Annotated in this window: 23 protein-coding genes, 5 tRNA genes and 3 other RNA genes; 13 read left to right on the top strand and 18 right to left on the bottom strand. The window is 57.0% G+C overall.

Annotation, left to right across the window (positions count from 1 at the left end; genetic code table 11):
- The first annotated feature begins 49 nt into the window (after nt 1–49).
- Nucleotides 50–874 (top strand): pyridoxal phosphatase, encoded by an 825-nt coding sequence (locus tag JK621_RS05220; RefSeq protein ID WP_212558893.1) that lies wholly within the window; start codon nt 50–52, stop codon nt 872–874.
- Between the two features lie 32 nt (nt 875–906).
- Here JK621_RS05220 and modC read toward each other — a convergent pair whose 3' ends face one another.
- The 4 genes from modC to JK621_RS05200 all read right to left on the bottom strand — a co-directional run bounded on the left by modC (nt 907) and on the right by JK621_RS05200 (nt 3,747).
- Nucleotides 907–1,974, bottom strand: a complete 1,068-nt coding sequence (gene modC, locus JK621_RS05215) for a molybdenum ABC transporter ATP-binding protein ModC (RefSeq protein WP_212558892.1) — start codon at nt 1,972–1,974, stop codon at nt 907–909.
- Nucleotides 1,975–2,664, bottom strand: a complete 690-nt coding sequence (modB, locus tag JK621_RS05210) for a molybdate ABC transporter permease subunit (RefSeq protein WP_212558891.1) — start codon at nt 2,662–2,664, stop codon at nt 1,975–1,977.
- On the bottom strand, nt 2,661–3,434 hold the full coding sequence (gene modA, locus JK621_RS05205) for a molybdate ABC transporter substrate-binding protein (protein ID WP_212558890.1): 774 nt from the start codon (nt 3,432–3,434) through the stop codon (nt 2,661–2,663). Before modA ends, modB begins: the two co-directional genes overlap by 4 nt.
- Before the next feature lie 163 nt (nt 3,435–3,597).
- A complete protein-coding gene (locus JK621_RS05200; protein ID WP_004941845.1) occupies nt 3,598–3,747 on the bottom strand; it encodes an AcrZ family multidrug efflux pump-associated protein in 150 nt (49 codons plus the stop codon).
- A 190-nt stretch (nt 3,748–3,937) separates the two neighbouring features.
- Between JK621_RS05200 and modE the strand changes: the two genes are divergently transcribed.
- From modE to gpmA, 9 genes are all read left to right on the top strand, one after another.
- On the top strand, nt 3,938–4,729 hold the full coding sequence (gene modE / locus JK621_RS05195) for a molybdenum-dependent transcriptional regulator (protein WP_212558889.1): 792 nt from the start codon (nt 3,938–3,940) through the stop codon (nt 4,727–4,729).
- Between the two features lie 90 nt (nt 4,730–4,819).
- Nucleotides 4,820–6,292: a molybdate ABC transporter ATP-binding protein ModF gene (modF, locus tag JK621_RS05190; protein WP_212558888.1), complete on the top strand. Its 1,473-nt coding sequence runs from the start codon at nt 4,820–4,822 to the stop codon at nt 6,290–6,292.
- A gap of 131 nt (nt 6,293–6,423) precedes the next feature.
- Nucleotides 6,424–6,996: a cysteine hydrolase family protein gene (locus JK621_RS05185; RefSeq protein WP_212558887.1), complete on the top strand. Its 573-nt coding sequence runs from the start codon at nt 6,424–6,426 to the stop codon at nt 6,994–6,996.
- A gap of 154 nt (nt 6,997–7,150) precedes the next feature.
- Nucleotides 7,151–7,969 (top strand): CPBP family intramembrane glutamic endopeptidase, encoded by an 819-nt coding sequence (locus JK621_RS05180; protein ID WP_212558886.1) that lies wholly within the window; start codon nt 7,151–7,153, stop codon nt 7,967–7,969.
- Nucleotides 7,970–8,255: 286 nt separating this feature from the next.
- On the top strand, nt 8,256–9,305 hold the full coding sequence (gene galT / locus JK621_RS05175) for a galactose-1-phosphate uridylyltransferase (RefSeq protein ID WP_212558885.1): 1,050 nt from the start codon (nt 8,256–8,258) through the stop codon (nt 9,303–9,305).
- Entirely contained in the window at nt 9,305–10,456 is a 1,152-nt protein-coding gene (galK, locus tag JK621_RS05170) for a galactokinase (protein ID WP_212560127.1), read from the top strand. Before galT ends, galK begins: the two co-directional genes overlap by 1 nt.
- Nucleotides 10,450–11,493: a galactose-1-epimerase gene (gene galM, locus JK621_RS05165; protein ID WP_212558884.1), complete on the top strand. Its 1,044-nt coding sequence runs from the start codon at nt 10,450–10,452 to the stop codon at nt 11,491–11,493. The genes galK and galM overlap by 7 nt, the downstream gene beginning before the upstream one ends.
- Before the next feature lie 197 nt (nt 11,494–11,690).
- Complete coding sequence (locus JK621_RS05160; protein ID WP_212558883.1) at nt 11,691–12,035, top strand: PsiF family protein; 345 nt, start codon at nt 11,691–11,693, stop codon at nt 12,033–12,035.
- A 214-nt stretch (nt 12,036–12,249) separates the two neighbouring features.
- Nucleotides 12,250–13,002 carry a 2,3-diphosphoglycerate-dependent phosphoglycerate mutase gene (gpmA, locus tag JK621_RS05155; RefSeq protein WP_013811938.1) on the top strand — a complete coding sequence of 251 codons (753 nt, stop codon included), beginning with the start codon at nt 12,250–12,252 and terminating at the stop codon, nt 13,000–13,002.
- 272 nt (nt 13,003–13,274) lie between these two features.
- On the opposite strand, the gene aroG is transcribed toward gpmA, so the two are convergent.
- Nucleotides 13,275–14,327 (bottom strand): 3-deoxy-7-phosphoheptulonate synthase AroG, encoded by a 1,053-nt coding sequence (gene aroG / locus JK621_RS05150; protein ID WP_212558882.1) that lies wholly within the window; start codon nt 14,325–14,327, stop codon nt 13,275–13,277.
- A 331-nt stretch (nt 14,328–14,658) separates the two neighbouring features.
- On the opposite strand from aroG, the gene JK621_RS05145 reads away from it, so the two are divergent.
- The 3 genes from JK621_RS05145 to zitB are packed head-to-tail and all read left to right on the top strand — an operon-like array spanning nt 14,659 to nt 19,432.
- Nucleotides 14,659–15,264, top strand: coding sequence for a response regulator (locus JK621_RS05145; protein WP_212560126.1), 606 nt, complete (start codon nt 14,659–14,661; stop codon nt 15,262–15,264).
- Nucleotides 15,261–18,470, top strand: coding sequence for an ATP-binding protein (locus JK621_RS05140; protein ID WP_212558881.1), 3,210 nt, complete (start codon nt 15,261–15,263; stop codon nt 18,468–18,470). Before JK621_RS05145 ends, JK621_RS05140 begins: the two co-directional genes overlap by 4 nt.
- The gene (gene zitB / locus JK621_RS05135) at nt 18,470–19,432 is read left to right on the top strand and encodes a CDF family zinc transporter ZitB (protein ID WP_212558880.1); all 963 of its coding nucleotides are present in this window, start codon (nt 18,470–18,472) and stop codon (nt 19,430–19,432) included. The genes JK621_RS05140 and zitB overlap by 1 nt, the downstream gene beginning before the upstream one ends.
- Before the next feature lie 37 nt (nt 19,433–19,469).
- Here zitB and pnuC read toward each other — a convergent pair whose 3' ends face one another.
- From pnuC to tolB, 13 genes are all read right to left on the bottom strand, one after another.
- Nucleotides 19,470–20,195 carry a nicotinamide riboside transporter PnuC gene (gene pnuC, locus JK621_RS05130; protein WP_212558879.1) on the bottom strand — a complete coding sequence of 242 codons (726 nt, stop codon included), beginning with the start codon at nt 20,193–20,195 and terminating at the stop codon, nt 19,470–19,472.
- A gap of 26 nt (nt 20,196–20,221) precedes the next feature.
- On the bottom strand, nt 20,222–21,283 hold the full coding sequence (gene nadA, locus JK621_RS05125) for a quinolinate synthase NadA (RefSeq protein ID WP_013811933.1): 1,062 nt from the start codon (nt 21,281–21,283) through the stop codon (nt 20,222–20,224).
- A 223-nt stretch (nt 21,284–21,506) separates the two neighbouring features.
- A non-coding RNA gene (locus JK621_RS05120) (RtT sRNA) lies at nt 21,507–21,631 on the bottom strand.
- A gap of 43 nt (nt 21,632–21,674) precedes the next feature.
- Nucleotides 21,675–21,750: transfer RNA gene (locus JK621_RS05115), tRNA-Lys, on the bottom strand.
- A 58-nt stretch (nt 21,751–21,808) separates the two neighbouring features.
- A non-coding RNA gene (locus JK621_RS05110) (RtT sRNA) lies at nt 21,809–21,930 on the bottom strand.
- Nucleotides 21,931–21,943: 13 nt separating this feature from the next.
- A tRNA-Lys gene (locus JK621_RS05105) sits at nt 21,944–22,019 on the bottom strand.
- 71 nt (nt 22,020–22,090) lie between these two features.
- Nucleotides 22,091–22,211: non-coding RNA, RtT sRNA (locus JK621_RS05100), on the bottom strand.
- A 14-nt stretch (nt 22,212–22,225) separates the two neighbouring features.
- Nucleotides 22,226–22,301 (bottom strand) — tRNA-Lys (locus JK621_RS05095).
- A 7-nt stretch (nt 22,302–22,308) separates the two neighbouring features.
- Nucleotides 22,309–22,384: transfer RNA gene (locus JK621_RS05090), tRNA-Val, on the bottom strand.
- 32 nt (nt 22,385–22,416) lie between these two features.
- Nucleotides 22,417–22,492, bottom strand: a tRNA-Lys gene (locus JK621_RS05085).
- A gap of 178 nt (nt 22,493–22,670) precedes the next feature.
- Nucleotides 22,671–23,471 (bottom strand): cell division protein CpoB, encoded by an 801-nt coding sequence (cpoB, locus tag JK621_RS05080; protein WP_212558878.1) that lies wholly within the window; start codon nt 23,469–23,471, stop codon nt 22,671–22,673.
- Between the two features lie 9 nt (nt 23,472–23,480).
- On the bottom strand, nt 23,481–23,996 hold the full coding sequence (gene pal / locus JK621_RS05075) for a peptidoglycan-associated lipoprotein Pal (protein WP_013811931.1): 516 nt from the start codon (nt 23,994–23,996) through the stop codon (nt 23,481–23,483).
- Between the two features lie 44 nt (nt 23,997–24,040).
- Entirely contained in the window at nt 24,041–25,333 is a 1,293-nt protein-coding gene (gene tolB, locus JK621_RS05070; RefSeq protein WP_212558877.1) for a Tol-Pal system beta propeller repeat protein TolB, read from the bottom strand.
- Nucleotides 25,334–25,444: the final 111 nt, after the last annotated feature.

Raw genomic sequence — 25,444 nt, 5'->3', positions numbered from 1 at the left:
TCCGGTGTACCATCGGGTTAGTTTTGTTGCTAACGATAATGAGATCCCTATGAGCTACCGCGTCATTGCCCTCGATCTGGACGGCACCCTGCTGGACAACCAAAAACGCATTTTGCCGCAGTCGCTGGCAGCCCTGGCTGAAGCACGCGCCGCCGGTATCAAAGTGGTGGTGGCCACCGGTCGCCATCACGTGGCGATCCACCCGTTCTACCAGGCGCTGGAAATAGACACGCCGGCGATCTGCTGCAACGGCACCTATTTGTATGACTTCCAGCAGAAAAAGGTGCTGGCTGCCGATCCGCTGCCAAAAGAGCAGGCCAGGTTGGTGCTGCAAATGCTGAAACAAAGCGGCATTCACGGCCTGATGTACGTAGACGACGCCATGCTGTATCAGGACACCAGCGGCCACATCACCCGCTCGCTGGCCTGGACGGAAACCCTGCCCCCGGCGCAACGCCCGACGCTGCTTCACGTCGACAGCCTGGTTCAGGCGGTGGACGAGGTGCAGTCGATCTGGAAGTTCGCGACCTCGCACGACGATATTCCCGCGCTGCGCAGCTTTGCCGAAACGGTGGAAAAAGAGCTGGGGCTGGCGTGTGAATGGTCATGGCACGATCAGGTCGATATCGCCAAAGGCGGCAACAGCAAGGGCAAACGCCTGCAACAGTGGGTCGAGTCTCAGGGGCTGAGCATGGATCAAGTGGTGGCCTTCGGGGATAACTACAACGATCTCAGCATGCTGGAAGCGGCCGGTCTGGGCGTAGCCATGGGCAACGCCGATGACGCTATCAAACAGCGCGCCGATCTGGTGATCGCCGATCACCTGCAGCCAGGCATCGCCGACGTGATCCGCACGCGGGTGCTGGGCCGGTAACCCCCTCGCCCTCCCCTGCGGGAGGGCCGTATTCAGCGCGCCTCGCGACTGATCGACACGCTTTTCACCTGCGCGTACAGCCACTGCCCCGGTCTGATCGCCAGCTCGTCACGCGCCCACGGCGTAATGCGCGCCCACAACACGCTTTCCCCCACCGCCAGCTTCACTTCCACCTGCCCGTCGACTTCCAGACACTCGGTCACCCTGGCCGGCAAGACGTTGCGAATGCTGCTGTTAACCGGCGGCTGCAAGACCAGCGACACGTCGGCGGCGTTGATGCGGATACGCAGTTGCGCCCCCAGTGGAGCATCGACACCGCTGACCCACAGGCGTTGATCGCCCAGCGCCAGCGCGGTCATGGCATAACGAGAATGATGCTCGATCACGCTGACGCGCAACACGCTGCTTTGATCTTCGCGCTGTAGCCAGGGCCGCAGCGCGCTGCTGGCCCAAACCTCTTCCAGCCCGCCGAATGCCCGCACCTGGCCGTTATCCAGCACCATCACCTGTTCCGCCAGGCGCAGGATTTCATCCATGCTGTGGCTGACGTAGAGGATCGGGATATTGACGTCCTGCGCCAGCCGCTCCAGGTAGGGCAGCAGTTCGCGCTTGCGCGGCAGATCCAACGACGCCAGCGGTTCGTCCATCAACAGCAGTTCCGGGGCGGTCAGCAAGGCGCGACCAATCGCCACCCGCTGTTTTTCACCGCCGGACAAGGTCAACGGCAGGCGGTTGAGCAAGGGGCCGATACCCAACAGTTCAACGATACCGTCGAATTGCGCGCGCATGCCGGCCGCCATGCCGTATTGCAGGTTGCCGCGCACCCGGTAATGCGGGAACAGGCGCGCGTCCTGAAACACGTAGCCGATGCGGCGTTTTTCCGGCGGCAGACACAGGCCACTGGCGGTGTCCACCAGCGTGCGGCCATTGAGCGCTATGCGCCCCTGCTGCAAACGCGTCAGGCCGCCGATGGCGTTGATTAGTGAGGTTTTACCGGCGCCGGACAGGCCAAAAATGGCGGTAATGCCCTGAGCGGGCAGATCCGCACGCACGTTGAGGTTGAGATCGCCAAGGCGTTGGGAAAAATCCAGCTCCAGCATTTAGATACCCATACGTTTGCGGCCCCAGCGGGCCAGCCACTCGGAAACCATCAGTGAAACCAGCGACAACACTATGGCAATTATGCACAGGCGCGCGGCGGCGGCTTCCGCTCCCGGCGTTTCAATCAGGGTATACATCGCCAGCGGAATGGTGCGCGTTTCGCCGGGAATATTGGACACAAAGGTAATGGTAGCGCCGAACTCCCCCAACGAACGGGCAAAACCCAGCACCACGCCGACGATGACCCCAGGCAGTGACAGCGGCAGCGTAATGGTGAAAAACACCCGCCACGGGCTGGCGCCCAGAGTGCGGGCGGCCTGTTCGAGGCGGGTATCCACCGCCTCCAACGCCAGACGGATGGCACGCACCATCAGCGGAAACGCCACCACGGCGGACGCCAACGCCGCACCGCGCCAGCTAAAGCTGAAACTGAAACCGAACCAGTCATACAGCCATTCGCCAATCACCCCGCGCCGCCCCATGGCGATCAGCAATATATAGCCGACCACCACCGGCGGCAGCACCAGCGGCAGGTGGATAAGACTATCCAGCAGCGATTTGCCGGGGAAGCGGCAGCGCACCAGGATCCAGGCCATCAGAATGCCGAAAGGCAAGCTGCAAACTACCGCCACGGCGGACACTTTCAGGCTCAGTTCAACGGCCTGCCACTCGTACTCACTCAGAATCATTTACGCGGGGAGAATCCATAATGGTGAAAAATAGCCGCCGCTTCCGGGCTTTTCAGGTAGTTATAAAAAGCGCTGACGGCCGGTGTCTGATGGCCTTTAACCACCGCCATCGGGTATTCGACCGGTTTGTGGCTGTCTTCCGGGAAGATGCCCACCACGCTGACTTTATCACTGGCCACCGCATCCGAGCCATACACAATGCCCAACGGCGCCTCGCCGCGCTCCACCAGCGCCATTGCGCTGCGTACGTTGTTGGCCCGCGCCAGTTTAGGCTCCAGCGCGGCCCAAACGCCGAGATTCTGCAACGCTTCTTTGGCGTAGATCCCCGCCGGTACGTGGTCCGGATCGCCCACCGCCAGGCGGCCGCCGTTCAACAGCTTCGCCCAGTCGGTCTGTTTGTTAAGCGTAACGTTACCCTGCTTGCCGTCTTTGGCGGCGATCAGGACCAGTTCGTTGCCCAACAGCGTATACCGAGTCTCTTTGACCATCTGCTGTTTGTCGATGGCGTAGTCCATCCACTGCTGATCGGCGGAAATAAACAGATCGGCCGGAGCGCCCTGTTCAATCTGGCGTGCCAGCGTAGAAGACGAGGCGAATGAAGGAACCACCTGCACATCCTTGCCTTTCTGATACTGGGTCGCGATATCCTGCAGCGCGTTAGTCAGCGATGCCGCTGCAAAAACGGTAATTTTCTCTGCCGCAGACGCCTGCATGACCATACCTGATGCCAATACAATACCGCCGATCCATTTCGTCCATTGCTGTTTCATGGTGTTCTCCGCAAATTAATGTGTAATATTGCCCTTCGTTATATAAAAAATAATATAACGTTGCGCAGAAGCTTGTCATGCGGTTTATCGGCAGGGGAGGACATATCTTGAGAAACACCCGCCGAACGGCGCCGGCGGGCATTGAGAGGGAAATGGGTGACGATCAGTGCTGAGTGCGGTTTTCTTTCGAGCGGCCCACTTTGGAGAAAATGTTGAACACTTCCGCCAAACCGTAGATCAGGCCGAGGATGATCGCCATGACCACCGGCACCATTACCACAGCGAACAGCAAACTTTTTAATAATTCCAACATGGTAGCCTCACTTAACTGCCCATTGAGCGGTAATTGACACCGCTACGTAGCGCTATTTTAAACCAAAATAGCCGCTAAAACGCAGCTATTTTAAACATCGGGTGAAATTTGTAACCGGCCAAACGTGCCATTTTGGCGCTTTGCCGGCAAATCGGCGACAATAAGGCTTTTGCAGCCGACAGGACGCGTTATGCAGGCCGAAATCCTCCTTACCCTAAAACTCCAGCAGAAACTGTTCGCCGATCCACGCCGCATCGCGCTGCTCAAGCAGGTCCGGCACACCGGCTCCATCAGCCAGGGCGCCAAACTGGCGGGCATCAGCTATAAAAGTGCCTGGGACGCCATCAATGAAATGAACCAACTGGCGGAACAAACGGTGGTGGAACGCGCCACCGGCGGCAAAGGCGGCGGCGGCGCTCAGGTCACTCACTACGGTGAACGGCTGATCCAGCTTTACGATCTGCTGGGCCAAATCCAGCAAAAGGCCTTCGACGTATTGCAGCAAGACAACCTGCCGCTCGACAGCCTGCTGGCGGCAATTTCACGCTTTTCGCTGCAAACCAGCGCGCGTAATCAGTTCTTCGGCACCGTCATCGAGCGCGACCATCGGCAGGTGCAGCAGCATCTGGAGATTTTACTGAGCGATGGCAAAACCCGTCTCAGCGCGGCCCTTACCCAACAGAGCGCCGACCGGTTGCAGCTCGCCCCCGGCAAGGAAGTGTTGGCGCTGATTAAAGCGCCATGGGTGAAACTGAATAGCGATCCGGCCCTCGCCGGGGCGGCGGACAATGCGCTGGCGGGCGTGGTGGCCAGCATCCAGCCAGGCGCCGATCACAGCGAAGTGCTGGTGACGCTGACTGGCGGCGAAACCCTGTGCGCCACGGTGGCCAACCAGGAACTGCAGCAGCTTAAACTGCAGCCCGGCAGCGCGGTACACGCCCTGTTTAACGCCGATCGGGTGATTGTCGCCACGTTGTGTTAAACGCAACGTAACGTTGCGTTTTTGCCGATTGACTTCATACGGCAATACGCCTATTTCTAAATCAAATAATTGCACAATAAGGAATAGGTAATGTCATCGTTGCACATTTCGCAAGGTTCATTTCGCTTAAGCGATACCCGAACCCTGACGCTGGATGCGCTGGAGATTCAGTCTGGCGACAGCTGGGCCTTTGTCGGCGCCAACGGCAGCGGAAAATCCGCCCTGGCGCGTGCGCTGGCCGATGAGCTGGTGTTGCTGAGTGGCGAACGTCGCAGCGATTTCAGCCGCCAGGTGCGCATCTCCTTCGAGCAGTTGCAAAAACTGGTCAGCGACGAATGGCAACGCAACAATACCGACCTGCTCAGCCCCGGCGAAGAAGACACCGGCCGCACCGCGGCGGAAATCATTCAAGAAGAAGTGAAAGACCCGGAGCGCTGCGCGCAACTGGCCGCACAGTTCGGCATCACTCCGCTGCTGACGCGTCGTTTCAAGTACCTTTCCACGGGCGAAACACGCAAGACCTTGCTGTGCCGGGCATTAATGCCGCAGCCCGACTTGCTGATCCTGGATGAACCCTTCGACGGCCTGGACGTGAATTCCCGCGCGCAATTGGCTGCGCTGCTGAGCTCTCTCTCCGAACAGGGTTACACCCTGGTGCTGGTGCTCAACCGTTTTGACGAGGTGCCGGACTTTATCCGGCAGGTGGGGGTGCTGGCGGATTGCACTCTGGCAAGCCAGGGCTCGCGCCAACAGGTGATGGCGGACGCGCTGGTGGCGCAATTGGCGCACAGCGAAAATCTGCATGGCCTGGCGCTGCCGGAAACCGAGGATCCGGCCCAGAAACCCACCTTGCCGGCGGATCAACCGTTAATCATGCTGCGTGACGGCGTGGTCAGTTACAACGATCGCCCCATCCTTAATCATCTCGACTGGCAGGTCAATCCCGGTGAGCACTGGCAAATCGTCGGCCCGAACGGTGCCGGTAAATCTACCCTGCTCAGCCTGATCACCGGCGATCACCCACAGGGCTACAGCAACGATCTTACCCTGTTCGGCCGCCGTCGCGGCAGCGGAGAAACCATCTGGGACATCAAGCGCCATATCGGCTACGTCAGCAGCAGCCTGCATCTGGACTATCGCGTCAGCTCGAACGTACGCAACGTGATCCTGTCCGGCTTTTTCGACTCCATCGGCATCTATCAGGCCGTGTCTGACCGGCAGCGGCAGTTGGCCGACCAATGGTTGGCGCTATTGGGGTTGGGCGGTTCACGCGGCGATATGCCGTTTCACAGTTTGTCCTGGGGTCAACAACGGCTGGCGTTGATTGCCCGTGCGCTGGTCAAGCATCCGACATTGCTGATCCTCGACGAACCGCTGCAAGGCCTGGATCCGCTCAATCGCCAGTTGGTGCGCCGCTTTATCGACGTGCTGATCGGCCAGGGCACCACCCAGTTGCTGTTTGTTTCCCACCATGCGGAAGACGCGCCACAGTGCATTACTCACCGCCTGAGCTTTTTGCCCGACGGCGACGGTTACCGCTATCAGCACGATCGGTTGGCCTGATATCCCGGATTATCCTGCGGAGGGGCGGCCCCGGCACTCCTCCGACGACATATCCGGCAACACTTCCTCCGCAACACATCGCAGTGGGCCTTTTATCATAAGGGGATGAGGGATTCATTTTTGGAGAGGCCATGTCCGCTGCACTGATTATTATCGATCTGATTGAGGATCTGATTGGCCCCAAGGGGCGCGCGAATCACTGCCGTGAACAGGTGGTGGCGCATAACCTGATTGCCAACACCAACGCTGCCGCGGCCTACGCGCGCGTACGCAAAATTCCGGTGATTTGGGTACGCGTGGGGTTTGCCGACGATTATCACGATATCCCTCCCCACTCTCCCTTGTTCAACCACCTTAAACAGATAGGCGCCCTGCGTTTGAGCAGCCCCGGTTGCCAATGGGACAAGGCGTTACAGGTATTGCCGGTGGATTTTCAATTCGAAAAGCATGCCGTTTCCGCCTTTGCCGGTAACAATTTGTTAGCCTGGTTGCAGCAGCATCGTTGCCATCACCTGTTGCTGGGGGGCGTCAGCACCCCGCTGGCAATTGAAAGCACTGCGCGACAGGCGCACGATGCCGGTTTTCAGGTCACCGTATTGCAGGATTTGTGCGCCGCAGCGAGCGAGGAGATACACCAGCAAAGCCTGGATATCTTGCAAAACCTGGCGGAAATCACCCGTTCGCAGGCCTGGATGAAAGGCTAAATCAGACAGTTGCCGAATAAACTCGCTTCAGATCACTGTCCGGACCTTTGCTGTAACCTCTCTATGTTACTATTCGCCATAGCGCTCAACTTCGCCATACTCACACGCCGCACAGGCACTGAGCGCTGTGTGCATATTTTAAAGGGATAGAGTTATGTGGGGCGTACTTTCGATTTCGTTATTCTTTTTGCCATTTAACCGGCTGATTGCCTGGTTATTTCTGGCCGCATCGGCGGGCATGGGGATGTATCACGGGATATTGACCCCGATCAGCCTGGGCTGCGTGTTGGTCATTGCTGCACTGGCCGGCCTGCGACACCATTACCGCGCCCAACGTAATCTGGCAATGCCGCTGGAAGTGCTGGTGGTGGCAAGCTGCGTGGCGCTATTCCTGCATCTGGTGCCGGGGTTCCATAATCAGTTGATGATCGACGGTGAAAAACCCGGTCCGCTCAGCGCGCCGTTCACCATGTATTACAATTTCGACAAAGCGCTGGTGCCATTCCTGTTGTTTGCCTGCCTGCCGACATTATTTGCCGCTGAAACCGGCAAAAGCGTCGGTAAAACCGGTTGGATCGCGCTGATAGCCGCAGTGCCTGCCTTACTGCTGGTGGCGGTGGCGCTCGGCGGCTTGAAGATTGAACCGCATGCACCGGGCTGGATCCTGGCGTTTGTGATGGCCAACCTGTTCTTTGTCTGTATGGCGGAAGAAGCGCTGTTCCGCGGTTATTTGCAACAGCGCCTTAGCCAGTGGTTGGGCGCCTGGCCGGCCTTGATTATCGCAGCACTGGTGTTTGGCGCCGCGCATCTGGCCGGCGGCATGCTGATGGTGGTATTTGCCACGCTTGCCGGTTTGATTTACGGCCTGGCATGGATGTGGAGCGGCCGCCTGTGGGTGCCGATCCTGTTCCATTTCGGGCTTAACCTCACGCATCTGCTGTTATTCACTTATCCACTGTATCAACATCCCTGACGTTATCAGCCGGCAGGGATCCTCCTGCCGGCGATATGGATGAAAACGCTATCATCCTGTTTCTCACCCTACCCGCTCCGTTCTGTAACCCCTGTTGTGTTACCTGTATCCCTTCTTGTCGCACCCAAGTGTAAACGATTCCATTTTTCGCTCTGGATCACCTTTTTGCTCTGTCGGGCATGCTATCTTTTTGCGCATCGTTATCTATTTTAATCTGTAAAGGGTGCGCCTGGCATTGATGAAAGCGATTACATTCAGCCGCGCCGGCCAAGAAAAAGGAACCGCAATGACGGATTTTAATCCCATCGATCATCCCCATCGCCGCTATAACCCGCTGACCGGTCAATGGGTACTGGTGTCGCCGCACCGCGCCAAGCGCCCATGGCAGGGTCAACAGGAACCCGCGCAGCAGGAAACGCTGCCGCAGCACGATCCGGACTGCTTCCTCTGCCCAGGCAATACCCGCGTTACCGGCGATAAAAACCCGGATTATCAGAACACCTATGTATTCACCAATGACTTCGCCGCGCTGATGACGGATACGCCGCAGGCACCGGAAAGCCGGGATCCGCTCATGCGCTGCCAGAGCGCGCGCGGCACCAGCCGGGTCATCTGTTTCTCCCCCGATCACAGTAAAACCCTGCCGGAACTGACGCTTGCGGCACTGGAACGGGTGATTGCCACCTGGCAGGAGCAAACTGCCGATCTCGGGCGCAGCTATCCGTGGGTACAGGTATTTGAAAACAAAGGGGCGGCGATGGGATGCTCCAACCCGCACCCGCATGGACAAGTATGGGCCAACAGCTTCCTGCCGAACGAAGTCGAGCATGAAGATCGCTTGCAGCGCGAATATTTCCAACAACACCAGTCCCCCCTGCTGGTGGACTACGTACAGCGCGAACTCGCGGACGGCAGCCGGACGGTAGTAGAAACCGAGCACTGGCTGGCCGTGGTGCCCTATTGGGCCGCCTGGCCGTTTGAAACGCTGCTGCTGCCGAAGGCCGCCGTGCAACGCATTACCGATCTGAGCGCCGCACAGAGCAGCGACCTGGCCGTCGCGCTGAAAAAACTGACCAGCCGCTACGACAATCTGTTCCAGTGTTCTTTCCCTTATTCCATGGGCTGGCACGGTGCGCCGTTCAATGATGCGGATAACCGCCACTGGCAGTTGCATGCGCATTTCTATCCGCCGCTGCTGCGCTCCGCCACGGTGCGCAAATTTATGGTGGGTTACGAGATGCTGGCGGAAACCCAGCGAGATCTGACTGCAGAACAGGCGGCAGAACGTCTGCGCGCCGTTAACGACATTCATTACCGTGAAGCCGGAGCCGAATGATGAGTTTGAAAAATATTACCCACGCCATTTTTACCGAACGTTTTGGCTACGCGCCCGCACTGACCATTCAAGCGCCTGGACGAGTGAATTTGATCGGTGAACATACCGACTATAACGACGGTTTCGTGTTGCCGTGCGCCATTGATTACCAGACGGTGATCGCCGGTGCCAGGCGTGACGATCGCCAGATACGCGTGATCGCGGCCGATTACGATGGCCAACTGGATCAATTTTCGCTCGACGATCCGATCGTCAGCCACCCGAATCAGCTTTGGTCCGATTACGTGCGCGGCGTAATCAAACACCTGCAACTGCGCAACGCCAATTTTGGCGGCGCGGATCTGGTGATCGCCGGCAACGTGCCGCAAGGCGCCGGCCTCAGCTCTTCCGCCTCACTGGAAGTGGCCGTTGGCCAGGTGATGCAGGCACTGTATGAACTGCCGCTCGATGGCGTAGCGCTGGCTTTGAATGGCCAGGAGGCGGAGAACCAGTTCGTCGGCTGCAATTGCGGGATCATGGATCAGCTGATTTCCGCGCTCGGTGAACAGGATCATGCCTTACTGATCGACTGTCGTTCACTGGAGACCCGTGCGGTGTCGGTGCCGGAAAATATTGCCGTGGTCATCATCAACTCCAACGTGAAGCGCGGGCTGGTGGACAGCGAATACAACACCCGTCGCGAACAATGCGAAGCCGCCGCACGCTTCTTCGGCGTCAAGGCGCTGCGCGACGTCAGCCCGGAACTGTTCTTCCCGATCCAGCATGAATTGGATCCGATCGTCGCCAAGCGAGCGCGCCACGTGATCACTGAAAACGATCGCACCCTGGCCGCCGCAGATGCCTTGGCGGCGGGCGATATGAAACTGATGGGCAGGCTGATGGCGGAATCTCACGCTTCAATGCGGGATGACTTTGCCATTACCGTACCGCCGATCGACCAATTGGTTGAGATCGTCAAAAGCGTTATCGGCGATCGCGGCGGCGTGCGCATGACCGGCGGCGGCTTTGGCGGCTGCATCGTGGCGCTGATGCCGCAAGAGCTGGTGGAGCCGGTGCGCGAGACGGTGACGCGCGAATATCCATTGCAAACCAACGGACTGAAAGAAACCTTTTACGTTTGCAAGGCATCAGCGGGGGCCGGAATATGCTGACAGACAGCCTGCAACTGGCCCCTGATGGCCAGCCTTACCAGCTAACCCGGTTGCAAAACGCCGGTGGGATGACGGTCACGCTGATGGATTGGGGCGCCACCTGGCTTTCCGCCGTGCTGCCGCTGAAATCGGGCGAAACGCGTGAACTGCTGTTGGGCTGCCGGACTCCGGCGGACTATCAGCGGCAGGCGGCCTATCTTGGCGCCACCGTCGGGCGCTATGCCAACCGCATCGGTTACGCCAGTCTGCTGATCGGCAACAAGCCGCATCCGCTGCTCGCCAACCAAGGGGAGCACCAACTGCATGGCGGGCCGGAAGGCTTCAACGCCCGCCGCTGGCGGATTGTTCGGCAAGATGCGCAGCAGGTGAGCTACGCGTTGCATTCACCCGACGGCGACCAGGGATTTCCCGGCAATCTCGAGGTTGAGGTCAATTACCGGCTCACTGCCGATAACCGGCTGGAAATCAGTTATCAGGCCCGGACCGATCGCGCCTGCCCGGTCAATCTGACCAACCACGCTTATTTCAACCTGGATGGCGCCGGCACCGACGCCCGCCGGCAACGGCTGCAACTGTTTGCCGACCGTTATCTGCCGGTCGACAGCGAGGGCATACCCAACGCCGAACTCACGCCGGTAGACGGCAGCGGCATGGATTTTCGCCACCCGAAAACGCTGCTGCAGGATTTCCTGCGCGACCGCGATCAGCAGCGGGTAAAAGGCTACGATCATGCCTATCTGCTGCACCGTACCTGCGGCGCTCTGGACTGCCCGGCGGCGCACCTGTGGTCGGCGGACGGTCAGGTGCAGATGAGCGTATTCACCAGCGCTCCGGCGCTGCAACTGTACAGCGGCAATTACCTGGACGGCACGCCGGCACGTGATGGCGGCAACTATGCCAGTTACGCCGGCATAGCGCTGGAAAGCGAGTTTTTGCCGGACAGCCCGCACCACCCGGAATGGCCGCAGCCGGACTGTTGGCTCAAACCGGGGCAGCAATATCAAAGCGCCACCCATTATCAGTTTTATCCTATCTGACCCGTCGCGCCCCTTGCCATGCGGCCAGGGGCCCTTTGTTATAAATGCTTACCTTTTTACACGCCGGCCCCACCGGCACCTGCCTTTCCTTATTCCAAAGCGCACACTAGAATCAGGCTACGGTGATAAGCACAACCTCTTGTGCTGCGTCACAATTTTCGGCCATCTCTGGCCGGTCAATAGCTGAAGGAACACCTATGCGTCTGATTACTGCACTCCCATTACTGGCGGGTTTACTGCTGAGCACCAACCTGATGGCTGCCGATACCGCAACCGCAGCAAAAACGCCTTCGCCGGCGCAGGCTGCACAGCAAAAGCGCATGACTGATTGTAATCAACAAGCCTCCTCCAAAACGCTGAAAGGCGCGGACCGTTCCACCTTCATGAGCACCTGCCTGAAGGCAGAAGGTTCCACCGCAGCGAAAACCCTGACGCCGCAACAGCAGAAAATGAAAACCTGCAACGCCGACGCCAAAGCTAAAAGCCTGAAAGGCGACGAGCGTAAAACCTTTATGAGCAACTGTCTGAAAAAATCAGCCTGATTGCCCTTCGCCAGCGGCACGGCCGGATCTGATTCCGCCGTGCCGGTTTCCCCCGTGACGCCCGCCTGATCGATTCAGCTTTTCCTCAGAACAGTACTTACTTTGCGGCAAGAAATTGGCTATGGTTAGACACTATCGATTGCCGAGCCACCGGCCGCGGCAATATAATGATTTTCGTTATCATTGAAATGTCAGATTATTAAGGAGTTAAGCTATGGCTGTAACTAAGCTGGTTCTGGTGCGTCACGGCGAAAGCCAGTGGAACAACGAAAACCGCTTTACCGGTTGGTATGATGTTGATTTGTCCGACAAAGGTCGCACCGAAGCGAAAGCTGCAGGCAAGCTGTTGAAAGATGAAGGTTTCTCTTTTGACTTTGCTTACACCTCCGTACTGAAGCGCGCGATCCATACCCTGTGGAACATTCTGGACGAACTGGATCAGGCCTGGCTGCCGACTGAAAAATCCTGGAAGCTGAACGAACGCCACTACGGTGCGCTGCAGGGTCTGAACAAGGCTGAAACCGCTGAAAAATACGGTGACGAGCAGGTTAAGCAATGGCGTCGCGGCTTCGCCGTTACCCCACCAGAGCTGACCAAAGATGATGAGCGTTACCCGGGCCACGATCCACGTTACTCGGCGCTGACCGAAAAAGAGCTGCCGCTGACCGAAAGCCTGGCGCTGACCATCGATCGCGTGATCCCTTACTGGGACGAAGAAATTCTGCCACGCATCAAAAGCGGTGAGCGCGTTATCGTTGCCGCTCACGGCAACTCGCTGCGTGCGCTGGTGAAATACCTGGATAAGCTGAGCGAAGATGAGATCCTCGAACTGAACATCCCAACCGGCGTGCCGTTGGTGTATGAATTCGACGAAAACTTCAAGCCAATCAAACGTTACTATCTGGGTAATGCCGACGAGATCGCTGCTAAAGCGGCCGCCGTGGCAAACCAGGGTAAAGCGAAGTAATTTTCGCCCGTTGATCTAAAAAGCCCCCGGTTTTGGCCGGGGGCTTTTTTTTATTAAGAAACTCCACATCCTATCCCCTATGGCTTTCAAGTTGCAGCCAGGCGGCCAGCTCGCTCATCCCCAGGCGCTTACTTGAGTAAGTAACTGGGGTGAGCGACAAATCTGTCGGGAACAGATTTGAACGCTGCCAGCAGCGGCCCTGAAAGGGCAAGGTCCATGGATGGACCTTGTAAGCAGGTAACAACGCTGCGGCTTGAAAGACGACGGGGATATTAGGCGCGGCGCGCTTTCACGGCTGCCGCCAACTCACGCAGCACGGTTTCCGTGTCTTCCCAGCCGATGCAAGCGTCTGTCACGCTCTTGCCATAGACCAGCGGCTCGCCGCTTTCCAGATTCTGGTTGCCTTCCACCAGATGGCTTTCGATCATCACGCCGATAATCGCTTTTTCACCGCCGGCGACCTGTTTGCACACGTCCGCATTCACGTCCAACTGCTTTTTGAACTGCTTGCTGCTGTTGGCGTGGCTGAAGTCGATCATCACCTGCGCCGGCAGGCCCGCTTTGACCAGCCCGTCTTTGACTTCTTTCACGTGCGCCGCGCTGTAGTTCGGCTCTTTGCCGCCGCGCAGAATAATGTGGCAATCGCCGTTACCGCTGGTGTTAACGATCGCCGAGTGGCCCCATTTGGTCACCGACAGGAAACAGTGCGGTGCGCTGGCCGCGTTGATGGCGTCAATCGCCACTTTAATGGTGCCGTCGGTGCCGTTCTTGAAACCAACCGGGCAAGACAGGCCGGAAGACAGCTCGCGGTGCACCTGGGATTCCGTGGTACGTGCGCCGATCGCGCCCCAGCTCATCAGATCCGCCAGGTACTGCGGGGTGATCATGTCGAGGAATTCCCCCGCAGCCGGCAAACCGCTATCGTTGATATCCAACAGCAGCTTACGGGCAAGGCGCAGACCGTCGTTGATCTGGAAGCTGTTATCCATCAGCGGATCGTTGATCAGCCCTTTCCAGCCCACGGTGGTACGCGGTTTTTCAAAGTAAACGCGCATCACCACTTCCAGTTCGCCGCTCAGTTCCTGGCGCAGCGTCAGCAAGCGCTCGGCATACTCTTTTGCCGCTTTGGTATCGTGGATCGAGCATGGGCCGATAACCACCAGCAGGCGATCGTCGTTACCGCGAAGGATCTTGTGAATTGCACTGCGCGCCAGGGACACCGTCTCAGCTGCACGTTCAGTGGCCGGAAACTTCTCTAACAGGGCCACCGGTGGCAGGAGTTCCTTAATTTCTTTAATGCGTAGATCATCATTTTGGTAATTCATAACTTTTCCATTCGGTATCGAGGGGCGGTATTTCACAAAGCGCATACCCTATGAATTTCAAGTTGCAGCTAGGCGCCCAGTTCACTCATTCCCAGGCGCTTACTTAAGTAAGTAACTGGGGTGAGTGAGTGCAGGTAACAACGCTGCGACTTGAAAGGCGACGGGTATAGATCCAACCAATTTAGCCTGTGAGGGTAGCGCTGTAAATCACCTTAGCCGCCTCGCGGCTGAACGACCAAGTTATCAGTAGATTGTGCTGTTTCATCGGGAGAGCGCAGTGGCTCCTTTTTCGCTATGCTAGCGATCAGGATACCGCTACTTGAGCCAAACCATGCCTTCTCTGTTATTAGTTGATGACCACCCGGTGGTTCATGTCGCACTGGAAGCGGCGCTAATGAAGTCTTCCTGCCCTTATAGCCTGCAGGCGGTACAGGACGATGTTCAGGCCTTGGCCCAATTGGCCAGCGCCGATTTTTCGCTGGTCATTCTGGATATCGGCCTGCCGCAGGTAGACGGCTTGCAACTGCTGAAAAAGATCCGCCGCCACTACCCGCAACAACCGATCCTGATCTACACCGCGCAGGAAGAAGAGATCTACGCGCGCATGGCCTGGGCGGCCGGCGCTAACGGGTTTGTGCATAAAGGCAGCCGGCTTGAACAATTGGTGCAGGCAATTGAAACCGTGCTGGCCGGGGAGCCGAGTTTTCCCGCCGGCGCGATGGCGGAAGAAACGCAATCGGCGGAGGGAACGCTACTGACACCCAAAGAACTGCAAGTCCTCGGCCTGCTCAGCAAGGGGCTGTCCAATCTGCAAATTGCCGAGATGCTGAACATCAGCAACAAAACCGTCAGCACCCACAAGAAGAATATTCTGCGCAAAACCGGCGCCGGCAACCTGTTGGAACTGGTGGCGGTATTTAGAGAACTGACGCCATGATGCGTGGCGTTCTGCTGCTATTGGCGATGCTGTGCAACCTCGCCTACGCGGCGCAACCGGTGCCTTATCGGTTGGTCAGCAGCCTGAATATTCCGGCGGATATGCTGATTGCCAGCGAGAAAAATCCCTGGCGCGACGCTACGCTGCGTGTGGGTATCATCAGCGAGAATGCCAGCCCCTATAACATTATTGTGGACGACGATCTGTACGGGCTGAACGCCGACTACCTCGGTTATATCCAGCAAGTTACCGGCATCCGCTTTCAGATTTACGGCTTCGCCGATTTGCCGCAGCTCGAACAGGCGCTGCACAGCGGCGTTATCGATCTGGTGTACGGCATTCCGCAGAATGAGGCGCTGGAGGATCTGAAAATCTCCCAGCCTTATTACGTCAGCAACCTGCGCGTACTGCGCGATCGGAGCAATGACCGCCAGGTGATGCTGAACTCCGCCGATGCGCGAGTGGCGATCAGTACCCTGACCGATATGCAGGCCGGCAACGCGCTGAAGGCGGTGTCTTCCCACGTGCAGCGTTATGACAATAACCTGCAGGCGGTGTATGCCTTGCTGAACGGCAGCAGCGATTACTTTATTGCCGACGAAGCCAGCGCCAGCTTTATTATTGACCAGTTGCAGCTCGGCCAGCTTTATCAGATCGAAAGCACGGTCAATCTCGGTAACCTGTCTTTCGTCTTCGCCGCCGACAACCCGGCGCTGATCGACACCCTCAACGTCGCCATCGCCGATACGCCCATGGAGTTGATGAACGCCATTCAAAGCCGCTGGAGCAAAAAGATCCCCAGTTATCTCGATACCGGCAACGCCGATCTGACGCAGATGGAAAAAAACTGGGTAGCAAAACACCCCACCGTCTATTACGCCGCCATAGAGGATAACTTCCCGTTCGCCTATCGCGGCTCCGACAACCAACCGCGCGGCTACGCTATCGACATACTCAATATCATTGCGCAAAACACCGGGCTGCGTTTTGCTCCGCTATGGGCGCGCAATGCCGAACAGGCAGATCAACTGGTGTTGTCCGGCCAGGCCAGTTTCCGCACCGCTCTGCCGCTGGCGCGCGGCGTTAAGGCACGTTACAGCACCAGCATGCCGATTCACCGTTCGTTGTGGGGGGTTTATGTAGGTCAGTATGCCAACGGGATTTCTACCTGGAACGATCTGGCCGGCAAGCGCATCGGCGTACTGCAAGGCGATCTGGCGCAGGGGCTGGTCCCTCCGCACGAAGAGCCGGTGCGCTTTGCCGATAGCAAGGCCATGTACGACGCCCTGGCCAACGGCCAGTTGGATGCGCTGGTGGATAACGTGATCTCGGCGAACTTTATCGCCCTGTCACGTTATTCCGGGGCAATAAAACTGGCGTTCGCCGCCAATAACGTCGCCTATCCGGTGGCGTTCGGCGTGCGCCAGGATCAGCCGCTGCTGCTGGCTATCCTCGATAAAAACCTGATGCAGATCCCCTCGGAAACCCTGCAATCGCTGCGCGATGAGTGGATTGTCGATCGCAGCAACCTGATTGACGCGGTGAACGACAACCGCATGCAGCCGCAAACTACCTGGCTGCTGGCGCTACTCGCAGCGGCGATCCTGCTGCTGCTGGCGCTGACATTGCGCCGGTTTATTTTGCAGCGCAGGGAAAAGCGCGAGCGTGAAGTGATCGAGCAGGCACGCCGCCAGGCCGAAGCCGAGAACAGGATGAAAAGCAAGTTTCTGGCCACCATCAGCCATGAACTGCGCACGCCCATGCACGCCATACTCGGCCTGCTGGAACTGGAGCTGAAACGCCGGCCAATGCCGGAGGGGCTGCCGGTGATTTACAGTTCGGCGTCATCCTTGCTCAATCTGCTTAATGATTTACAAGATTACGCCCGGCTGGAAACCGGAACCTTGACGCTGGCGCCAAAGCCCCTGGCGCTGCAACCCTGGCTAGCCCATATCAGCGCGCTGTATCAGCCGCTGATCGGCGAACGCCCGGTAACCTTGAGCGTTACCGCCGGCCACCCACTTCCTGCCGCCGTTGTTATTGATGGTGAGCGTTTACTTCAGGTAGCTAACAACCTGATAAATAACGCCATTAAATTCACTCCGCGCGGCAGCATTCAGGTCAATATCGGCTGGCGCGAGCAGGATAAACAACAGGGCGAGTTGTTACTGACGGTGACCGATAGCGGCTGTGGTATCGCCCCCGATGAGATCGGCAAACTGTTCCAACCCTTCTACCGCGCCCGCGGCGCACAGCGCGTATCGGTACAGGGTACCGGGCTGGGATTGTCTATCTGCAAGGAAATTATCGAGCAAATGGGCGGCCGGATTGAGCTGCAATCGCAACCCGGCATAGGTACGCAGGTCAAGGTTTCGGTGCCGGTTACCCAGGCCCCCCTGGATACCGCTCCCCTCCGCCAGACCGACCCACCGCTCAGCCTGCCGTCGCCCTCCACGCTGCGCGTGGCGCTGATTGACGATCACCCGACCAACCTGCTGCTGATGGAACGGCAACTGCGTCACTTCGGCCTGCAGCCGGCACTGTTCGAACACGGTTATGCACTGCTGAAAGTTCACCGCAGGCAGCCGTTTGATCTGCTGTTCATCGATTACAACATGCCGCGCCCGGACGGCCTGACATTGGCGCGACTGATACGCCGCGATGAACAGCGCTATCGTCGCCCGGCCTGCCAGATTATTCTCTGTTCGGCAGACGTGCAGGAATTTACCCGCATTCCGCAGGGACGGGCGTTTGTCGATCGCTTTTTGACCAAACCGATTTCACTGGCCGCCATTGCCCAGGCGTTACCGCAGCAACCGCAGGCGCTGGAACGGCAGTTAGCCCTTACTGACCTAAAACGGGTGCTGGGCGATATGGCCGGCAATGATCGGCTGATGGCGCAACGCCTGGCCACCACGCTGATCTCCACGCTGCGACAAGACCGGCAACGACTTGACCAGGCGGCGGAGAGCGAAGACTGGCCGAGCCTTGGGCAGGCCGCACATCGCATCAAGGGCAGCCTGCTGATGTTGCAGCGGCCGGAGACGGCAAACCTGTGCCAATTATTGGTGGAAAGCGGCCGTGAAGGGGTATTGGCTCAGGCCGCCTATACTGAACTGAGCGCGTTGGTAGAACAGATACTGATAGAACTGGACGGACTGGTCACCACTGACGCGCCGTATTTCGCTATACATAAGGATAAATAATGACGGACTCCCCACAGGCACATCAGCCAAAAAACAGTAATAGTAAACGCCTACTGACCGCTTTTTTAGTCACTGCGGTATTTATGATCGCCGAAGTGGCAGGCGGGCTGATTTCCGGCTCGCTGGCGCTGCTGGCCGACGCCGGCCATATGCTCACCGACGCGGCGGCGCTGCTGGTGGCGCTGATGGCGGTACACTTTTCACAGCGTAAACCCAACGCACGCCATACCTTCGGCTATTTGCGCCTGACCACGCTGGCGGCGTTTCTCAATGCCGCCGCCCTGTTGGTGATCGTGGTATTCATCCTGTGGGAAGCGATACGGCGTTTCTTCGAGCCACAGCCGGTGATGGGTGTGCCGATGCTGATCATCGCCATAGCGGGGCTTCTGGCTAACCTGTTCGCCTTCTGGCTGCTGCACCGCGGTACGGAAGAGAAGAACATCAACGTGCGGGCCGCTGCGTTGCACGTGTTGGGGGATTTGCTGGGCTCGGTGGGGGCCATCGTTGCCGCCATTGTGATCCTGAGCACCGGCTGGACGCCGATTGACCCGATACTGTCGGTTCTGGTGTCCTGTCTGGTGGTACGCAGCGCCTGGCGGCTGCTGAAAGAGAGCTTCCACGAGTTGCTGGAAGGCACGCCGCAGGAGGTAGATATCAACAAACTGCAAAAAGACCTGTGCCTGAATATCCCTGAAGTGCGCAATATCCATCACGTTCACGTCTGGCAGATTGGCGAACAGAAACTGATGACGCTGCATGCGCAGGTGATACCGCCAAACGACCACGATGGCCTGCTGCGCCGCATTCAGGCTTATCTGCTGGAACACTACCGGATCGGCCATGTCACCATTCAGATGGAATATCAGCACTGCGATACTCCGGACTGCGGGATTAATCGGGCACCCGAGCCGAGTGACCACTCACATTCCGGCTCGCATTCACATCTGGGTCATCACCACTAAAAGTACGAGGGCGCCAGTTTGGCGCCCTCTGCGTTTGTTATTGCGAGGAAGATAACGGCAGGGAATGGTTGCGACCTGCACTTTTGATCCACAACCAGGAACCGTTCAGCGCAATCAGCGTCAGGATCACGTATTCCAGCGCCATGGCGTACACACCCTGATAGGCGAAAATCGCCACGCTGATGACGTCAATCACCACCCACAACAGCCAGTTTTCCACGTATTTGCGCGTCATCAAAATCATCGCCACAATCGACAACACCATCATCGCCGAGTCCCAGAACGGGAAAGCATCCGGTTGCAGTTGCGGCATCTGCACGTTAAGGCCTACTCCCTGCATTACCGTCACCGCAAGCTGCGTCAGCCAGGCAAAGACGCTGTCGATATTGAAGGTCATCAGGGCAATGCCGATAACGCACACCGCCGCCCAAGCCAGCGCTTTCGGTAACGGCAGCCAGCGGATTTGCAGCTCGGCCTGATTGTCCTGGGTTTGGCGGCTCCAGGCATACCAGCCGTAAATATTGGCGACAAAAAAGAACAGCTGCAGCAATAGGCTGGCGTAAAGCTGGATCTGAAAGAAAATCACCGCAAACAGCGTGACGTTAATCAGGCCAAACAGATAGTTGATAATTTTCTCTTTGCTGGCGTACCAGATGCATAGCAGGCCGAACAAGGTCCCTATGGCTTCAATCCATGACAGATCGTAACCGCCCGCCCCCAGCGGGATGTGCACCAAGATATTGCTGGTACTGAAAAAGCTCATCTGTTCTTCCTTATCAAAGAGTTAACTCAGGCGTTTCCTTTAACCTGCATTTTCAGTTGCGCGGCAAAGTCCAGCATCCGGTTAAGCGGGATCAGCGCCTTTTCGCGCAGCGCGGCATCCACGTGGATTTCATGCAGGGCGCCGCCCTGCTCCAACCCGTCGGCAATCGCCTTAAGGCCGTTCATCGCCATCCACGGGCAGTGAGCGCAACTGCGGCAGGTAGCGCCTTCGCCGGCTGTCGGGGCCTCGAACAGTTCTTTATCCGGACAGGCCTGCTGCATCTTATAAAAAATGCCGCGATCTGTGGCAACAATCAGCTGCGGGTTAGGCAGCGTTTTGGCCGCCTGAATCAGCTGGCTGGTTGAGCCGACCGCATCGGCCAAATCGACCACCGCCTGTGGGGACTCTGGATGCACCAGTATCGCCGCTTCCGGGTACAGGGCCTTCATGCGCATCAGCGCCTGGGTTTTAAACTCATCATGGACGATACAGGCCCCTTGCCAGCACAGCACGTCGGCACCTGTCTGCTTTTGCACATAGTTGCCCAGATGGCGGTCCGGCGCCCAGATGATTTTTTCGCCCAGGCTGTCGAGGTGTTCTATCAACTCTACGGCGATGCTGGATGTTACCACCCAATCCGCGCGCGCCTTGACCGCAGCTGAAGTATTAGCGTAGACCACCACGGTACGATCCGGATGGCTGTCGCAAAATGCATGAAACTCTTCTTCCGGGCAACCGAGATCCAACGAACACTCGGCGTTCAGCGTTGGCATCAGCACCTGTTTTTCAGGGCTGAGGATCTTGGCGGTTTCCCCCATAAAGCGCACGCCGGCGACCAGCAGAGTCGAAGCCGGGTGATTGCTGCCAAAGCGCGCCATCTCCAGCGAATCCGCCACGCAGCCACCGGTCTCTTCCGCCAACGCCTGAATTTCCGGATCGGTGTAGTAATGGGCCACCATCACCGCATTGCGCTGCTTGAGCAGGGTTTTAATCTTCTCGCGATAAAACGCCTTTTCCGCTACGTCCAGCGGCACCGGTTTGGGCGGGAACGGGTACACCGCCGCATTGACATCAAACATTTCACTCATCGCTGCAATCGTCTCTGTGCTAGGCTGGGTGTCTGCTGCACGGGTCTCCCCTTCGCAACCGCCACTCGTTTTATATACTAAACAAAATACCTAAAAATACGCCAAAAGTCCGCTGATATTTTCACTATTACGTTTATAGCGTTTAATGGATTGAATTTTTGATAAAAGCAGAGAGTCTGCTGGAAGCAAAATGCATTCCTGAGGAGAAAGGGAACGGATTAGATGGTGGGTCGTGCGGGATTGATTCGGCCTTTGGCCTCACCCTTCGGGCAACGCTACGCGTTGTCGTATCGCTGCGCGATGCTCGAACCTGAACGCAGGGTCTCACCCACACGATTCGTGCGTTATGTAATATTTGAGTTTGGGAAAAGTGCTGAAGTACTTTGAGAAATGGTGGGTCGTGCGGGATTCGAACCTGCGACCAATTGATTAAAAGTCAACTGCTCTACCAACTGAGCTAACGACCCACTGATGTGGTTTACTGCTGAACTGCGTAAGCAGGAGAGAGACTCGCTGCAATAACAATGGTGGGTCGTGCGGGATTATTCGGCTTTCAGCCTCACCCTTCGGGCCATCACTGCGTGATGTTGTCTCGCTTTGCGAGACTCGAACCTTTACGGTTCTCACCCTTACGATTCCACATCGTAATCACGTCTAAAATGGTGGGTCGTGCGGGATTCGAACCTGCGACCAATTGATTAAAAGTCAACTGCTCTACCAACTGAGCTAACGACCCACTGACGTGGTTTACTGCTGAACTATGAATACAAAACCGAGGATTTGTATTGCGGAAAAACAACTCTGAAATGGTGGGTCGTGCGGGATTATTCGGCTTGCGCCTCACCCTTTGGGCCATCACTGCGTGATGTTGTCTCGCTTTGCGAGACTCGAACCTTTACGGTTCTCACCCTTACGATTCCACATCGTAATCACATCTAAAAATGGTGGGTCGTGCGGGATTCGAACCTGCGACCAATTGATTAAAAGTCAACTGCTCTACCAACTGAGCTAACGACCCACAGCAGTGGTGGGTGATGACGGGCTCGAACCGCCGACCCCCTCCGTGTAAAGGAGATGCTCTACCAACTGAGCTAATCACCCACTAGTGTGGTTACTGCTACTACTTCAGAAATTGGTGGGTCGTGCGGGATTCGAACCTGCGACCAATTGATTAAAAGTCAACTGCTCTACCAACTGAGCTAACGACCCAATTTCCTAGCTGCTTTAACATCTTGCAAGATGTCTTGGCAACGGCGGCATATATTACTAATTTATCTTGGCAGCGCAACTTAAATTTTAAAACAAGTGGTTCAACTGCTTGTTCTTCACACGAATGAGCCCAGAAAGCGGTCAGATAGACTAATTTCTGGGCTCATTTTTTTGCTTGTTAACCGGCAACGCGACTTTTCGCCTGTTTGGCCGCAGCACTGGTTGGGTATTGTTTAATCACCTGCTGGAACACGGCTTTGGCTTTATCGGCCTGCCCTTTTTCCTGCATGATGATACCCACCTTGTACATTGCGTCCGGCGCCTTAGGTGACTTTGCGTAATTCTTCACCACGACGGCAAAATAGTAGGCCGCATCGTCTTTCTTACCCTTGTTGTAGAACAACTGCCCCAGCCAATAATTGGCGTTGGGTTGGTAAGTAGACTTTGGGTACTGTTTTACGAAGGTCTGAAAAGCGGCGATCGCCTGATCATACTGTTTTTTTTCCAGCGCCAATGAAACAGCGGCGTTGTAGTCGCTGTTTTCATCGCCCGTACTGGCCGGAGCAGCCGCTGAGGCGCCCGCAGACGCGCTGTCAGCGCCGTCGGTAGAGGCAGCCGCTGCTGCCCCACCTGCGGCACCCGCAGCGGCTGCGGAGCTCTGAGCGCCGCCCTGGCTGATGCTATCCATCTGTTGATAGATCTGCTTTTGGCGTTCAACAACCTGATTCAGTTGATATTGGCTTTCCTGGATTTGCCCGCGGAGAGAATCAATATCGCGCTGGTTGTCAGAGAGTTGTTGCTGGAGTTGGTTTAAAAGCTGGCCCTGAGCATTGGAGATACGCTCAAGTGAAGTGACACGGTCTTCGACCGAGCCGGAGCCGACATTACTGATTGGCGCTTGGGCAGTAGCGGCCCATGGGACCGCTACGCCAACCAGTAACGACAGACTCAACAAGTGACGTCTGAAGTTACTGTTCATGCGATTCTCTTAGTAAACCAGAACGGCACGACGGTTTTTAGCATAAGCCGCTTCGTCGTGGCCCAGTACTGCTGGTTTTTCTTTACCGTAAGAAACGATAGAGATCTGGTCAGCTGAAACGCCTTTGCCTTGCAGGTACATTTTAACTGCGTTAGCACGACGCTCGCCCAGAGCGATGTTGTATTCCGGCGTGCCGCGTTCGTCCGCGTGGCCTTCAACGGTCACTTTGTAAGACGGGTTGTTACGCAGGAATGCAGAGTGTGCGTCCAGCATCTGAGCGAACTCGGAGCTCACGTCATACTTGTCCAGGCCGAAGTAAACAATGTTGTTCTTCTGCAGTTCTTGCATCTGCAGACGAGCTTGTTCTTCAGAAGACAGGTTGCTGCTGCCGTTTTCTGTACCAGTGCCAGCGCCAGCGCCCAGACCAGATTGGTCGTTGTTTGCGCTTTTGTTAGAACTACAAGCCGCTACAGCCAGAACTGGCAGTGCCAGCAGAAGCCCTTTCAGCACTTTGTTCAGTTGCATTTCTTTGATCCTTTTATAGTTTGCCATACATATTTACACATGCATCACAGATACGGCGACCAGGCAGGGAATTTGACCTGTCCATCAGTTGCCGGAAGACGCGCTTTGAAACGCCCATCAGTCGATACCAGTTGCAGCACGGAGCCCATACCTTGCGTGGAGCTATAGATCACCATGGTGCCATTTGGCGCAATACTAGGCGTTTCGTCCAGGAACGTGCCCGTTAAAACTTGAACGGCTCCCGATCCAAGATCTTGTTTGGCGATATGCTGAGCGCCGCCATTGGAGCTCACCATCACCAGGAATTTACCATCAGAGCTGACTTCAGAATCCTGATTCTGAGAGCCTTCCCACGTCAGACGCTGTGACGCACCGCCACTGGCACTGACTTTATAAATCTGCGGTCGGCCGCCCTGATCGGAGGTATATGCCAGAGACTGGCCATCCGGGAACCAGGTCGGTTCGGTATTGTTGCTGCGCCCGTCGGTGATTTGCGTGATCTGGCCAGAGCCGAGATTCATCACGTACAGGTTCAGGCTGCCGCTTTTAGACAGCGCGAAGGCCAGACGGCTGCCGTCCGGTGAGAACGCCGGTGCACCGTTGTGACGCGGGAACGAAGCGATCTGACGGATAGCACCATTAGCCAGGGTCTGTACGACCAGCGCAGAACGGCCGCTTTCAAAGGTCACGTACGCCAGTTTGCTGCCATCCGGCGACCAGGCCGGGGACATCAGCGGCTCCGGTGAACGGTGTACCACAAACTGGTTGTAACCGTCGTAATCCGCTACGCGCAGCTCGTACGGGAATTTCCCGCCGTTGGTCTGCACTACGTAAGCGATACGGGTACGGAATGCGCCCTTGATACCGGTCAGCTTCTCGAACACTTCATCACTGGCGGTGTGTGCAGAATAACGTAACCATTGTTTGGTCACTTTATACTGGTTTTGCGCCAATACGGTGCCCGGTGAACCTGAAGTGTCCACCAGCTGATAGGAGATCAGGTAGCCGCCGTCTGCACCAGGTTGCACCTGGCCGACCACGACCGCGTCAATGCCCAATGCAGTCCAGGCCGCCGGCGTCACTTCAGACGCGGAGGTCGGTTGCTGCGGCATGCGCGCCACGTCAATAGGGTTGAATTTGCCGCTGTTGCGCAAATCTGCGCCGACAATCTTGCCAATATCTTCCGGAGGCGTGCCTGGGCCAGCCCATTTAAACGGTACCACGCCAATAGGACGAGCGGAGTCGACCCCTTGGGTGATTTCGATGCGAACTTCCGCGTGAAGAACGGACGCCCACAGTATTAAAAAACCTAACGCTACTCGAAATGCCTGCTTCATCTCATCTCCCTTATCCAGGCGGGATGCCTGCGATAAATTAGCAGAATTTTAACAAACCAACGCAAACAAAACTACATAATCCCTGTTGGTTACCTTAGTACATCCCTGCGA

It is taken from the genome of Serratia plymuthica (assembly GCF_018336935.1).
Taxonomy (GTDB): Bacteria; Pseudomonadota; Gammaproteobacteria; order Enterobacterales; family Enterobacteriaceae; genus Serratia; species Serratia plymuthica_B.
This window is presented reverse-complemented; position numbering and strand designations above follow the sequence as displayed.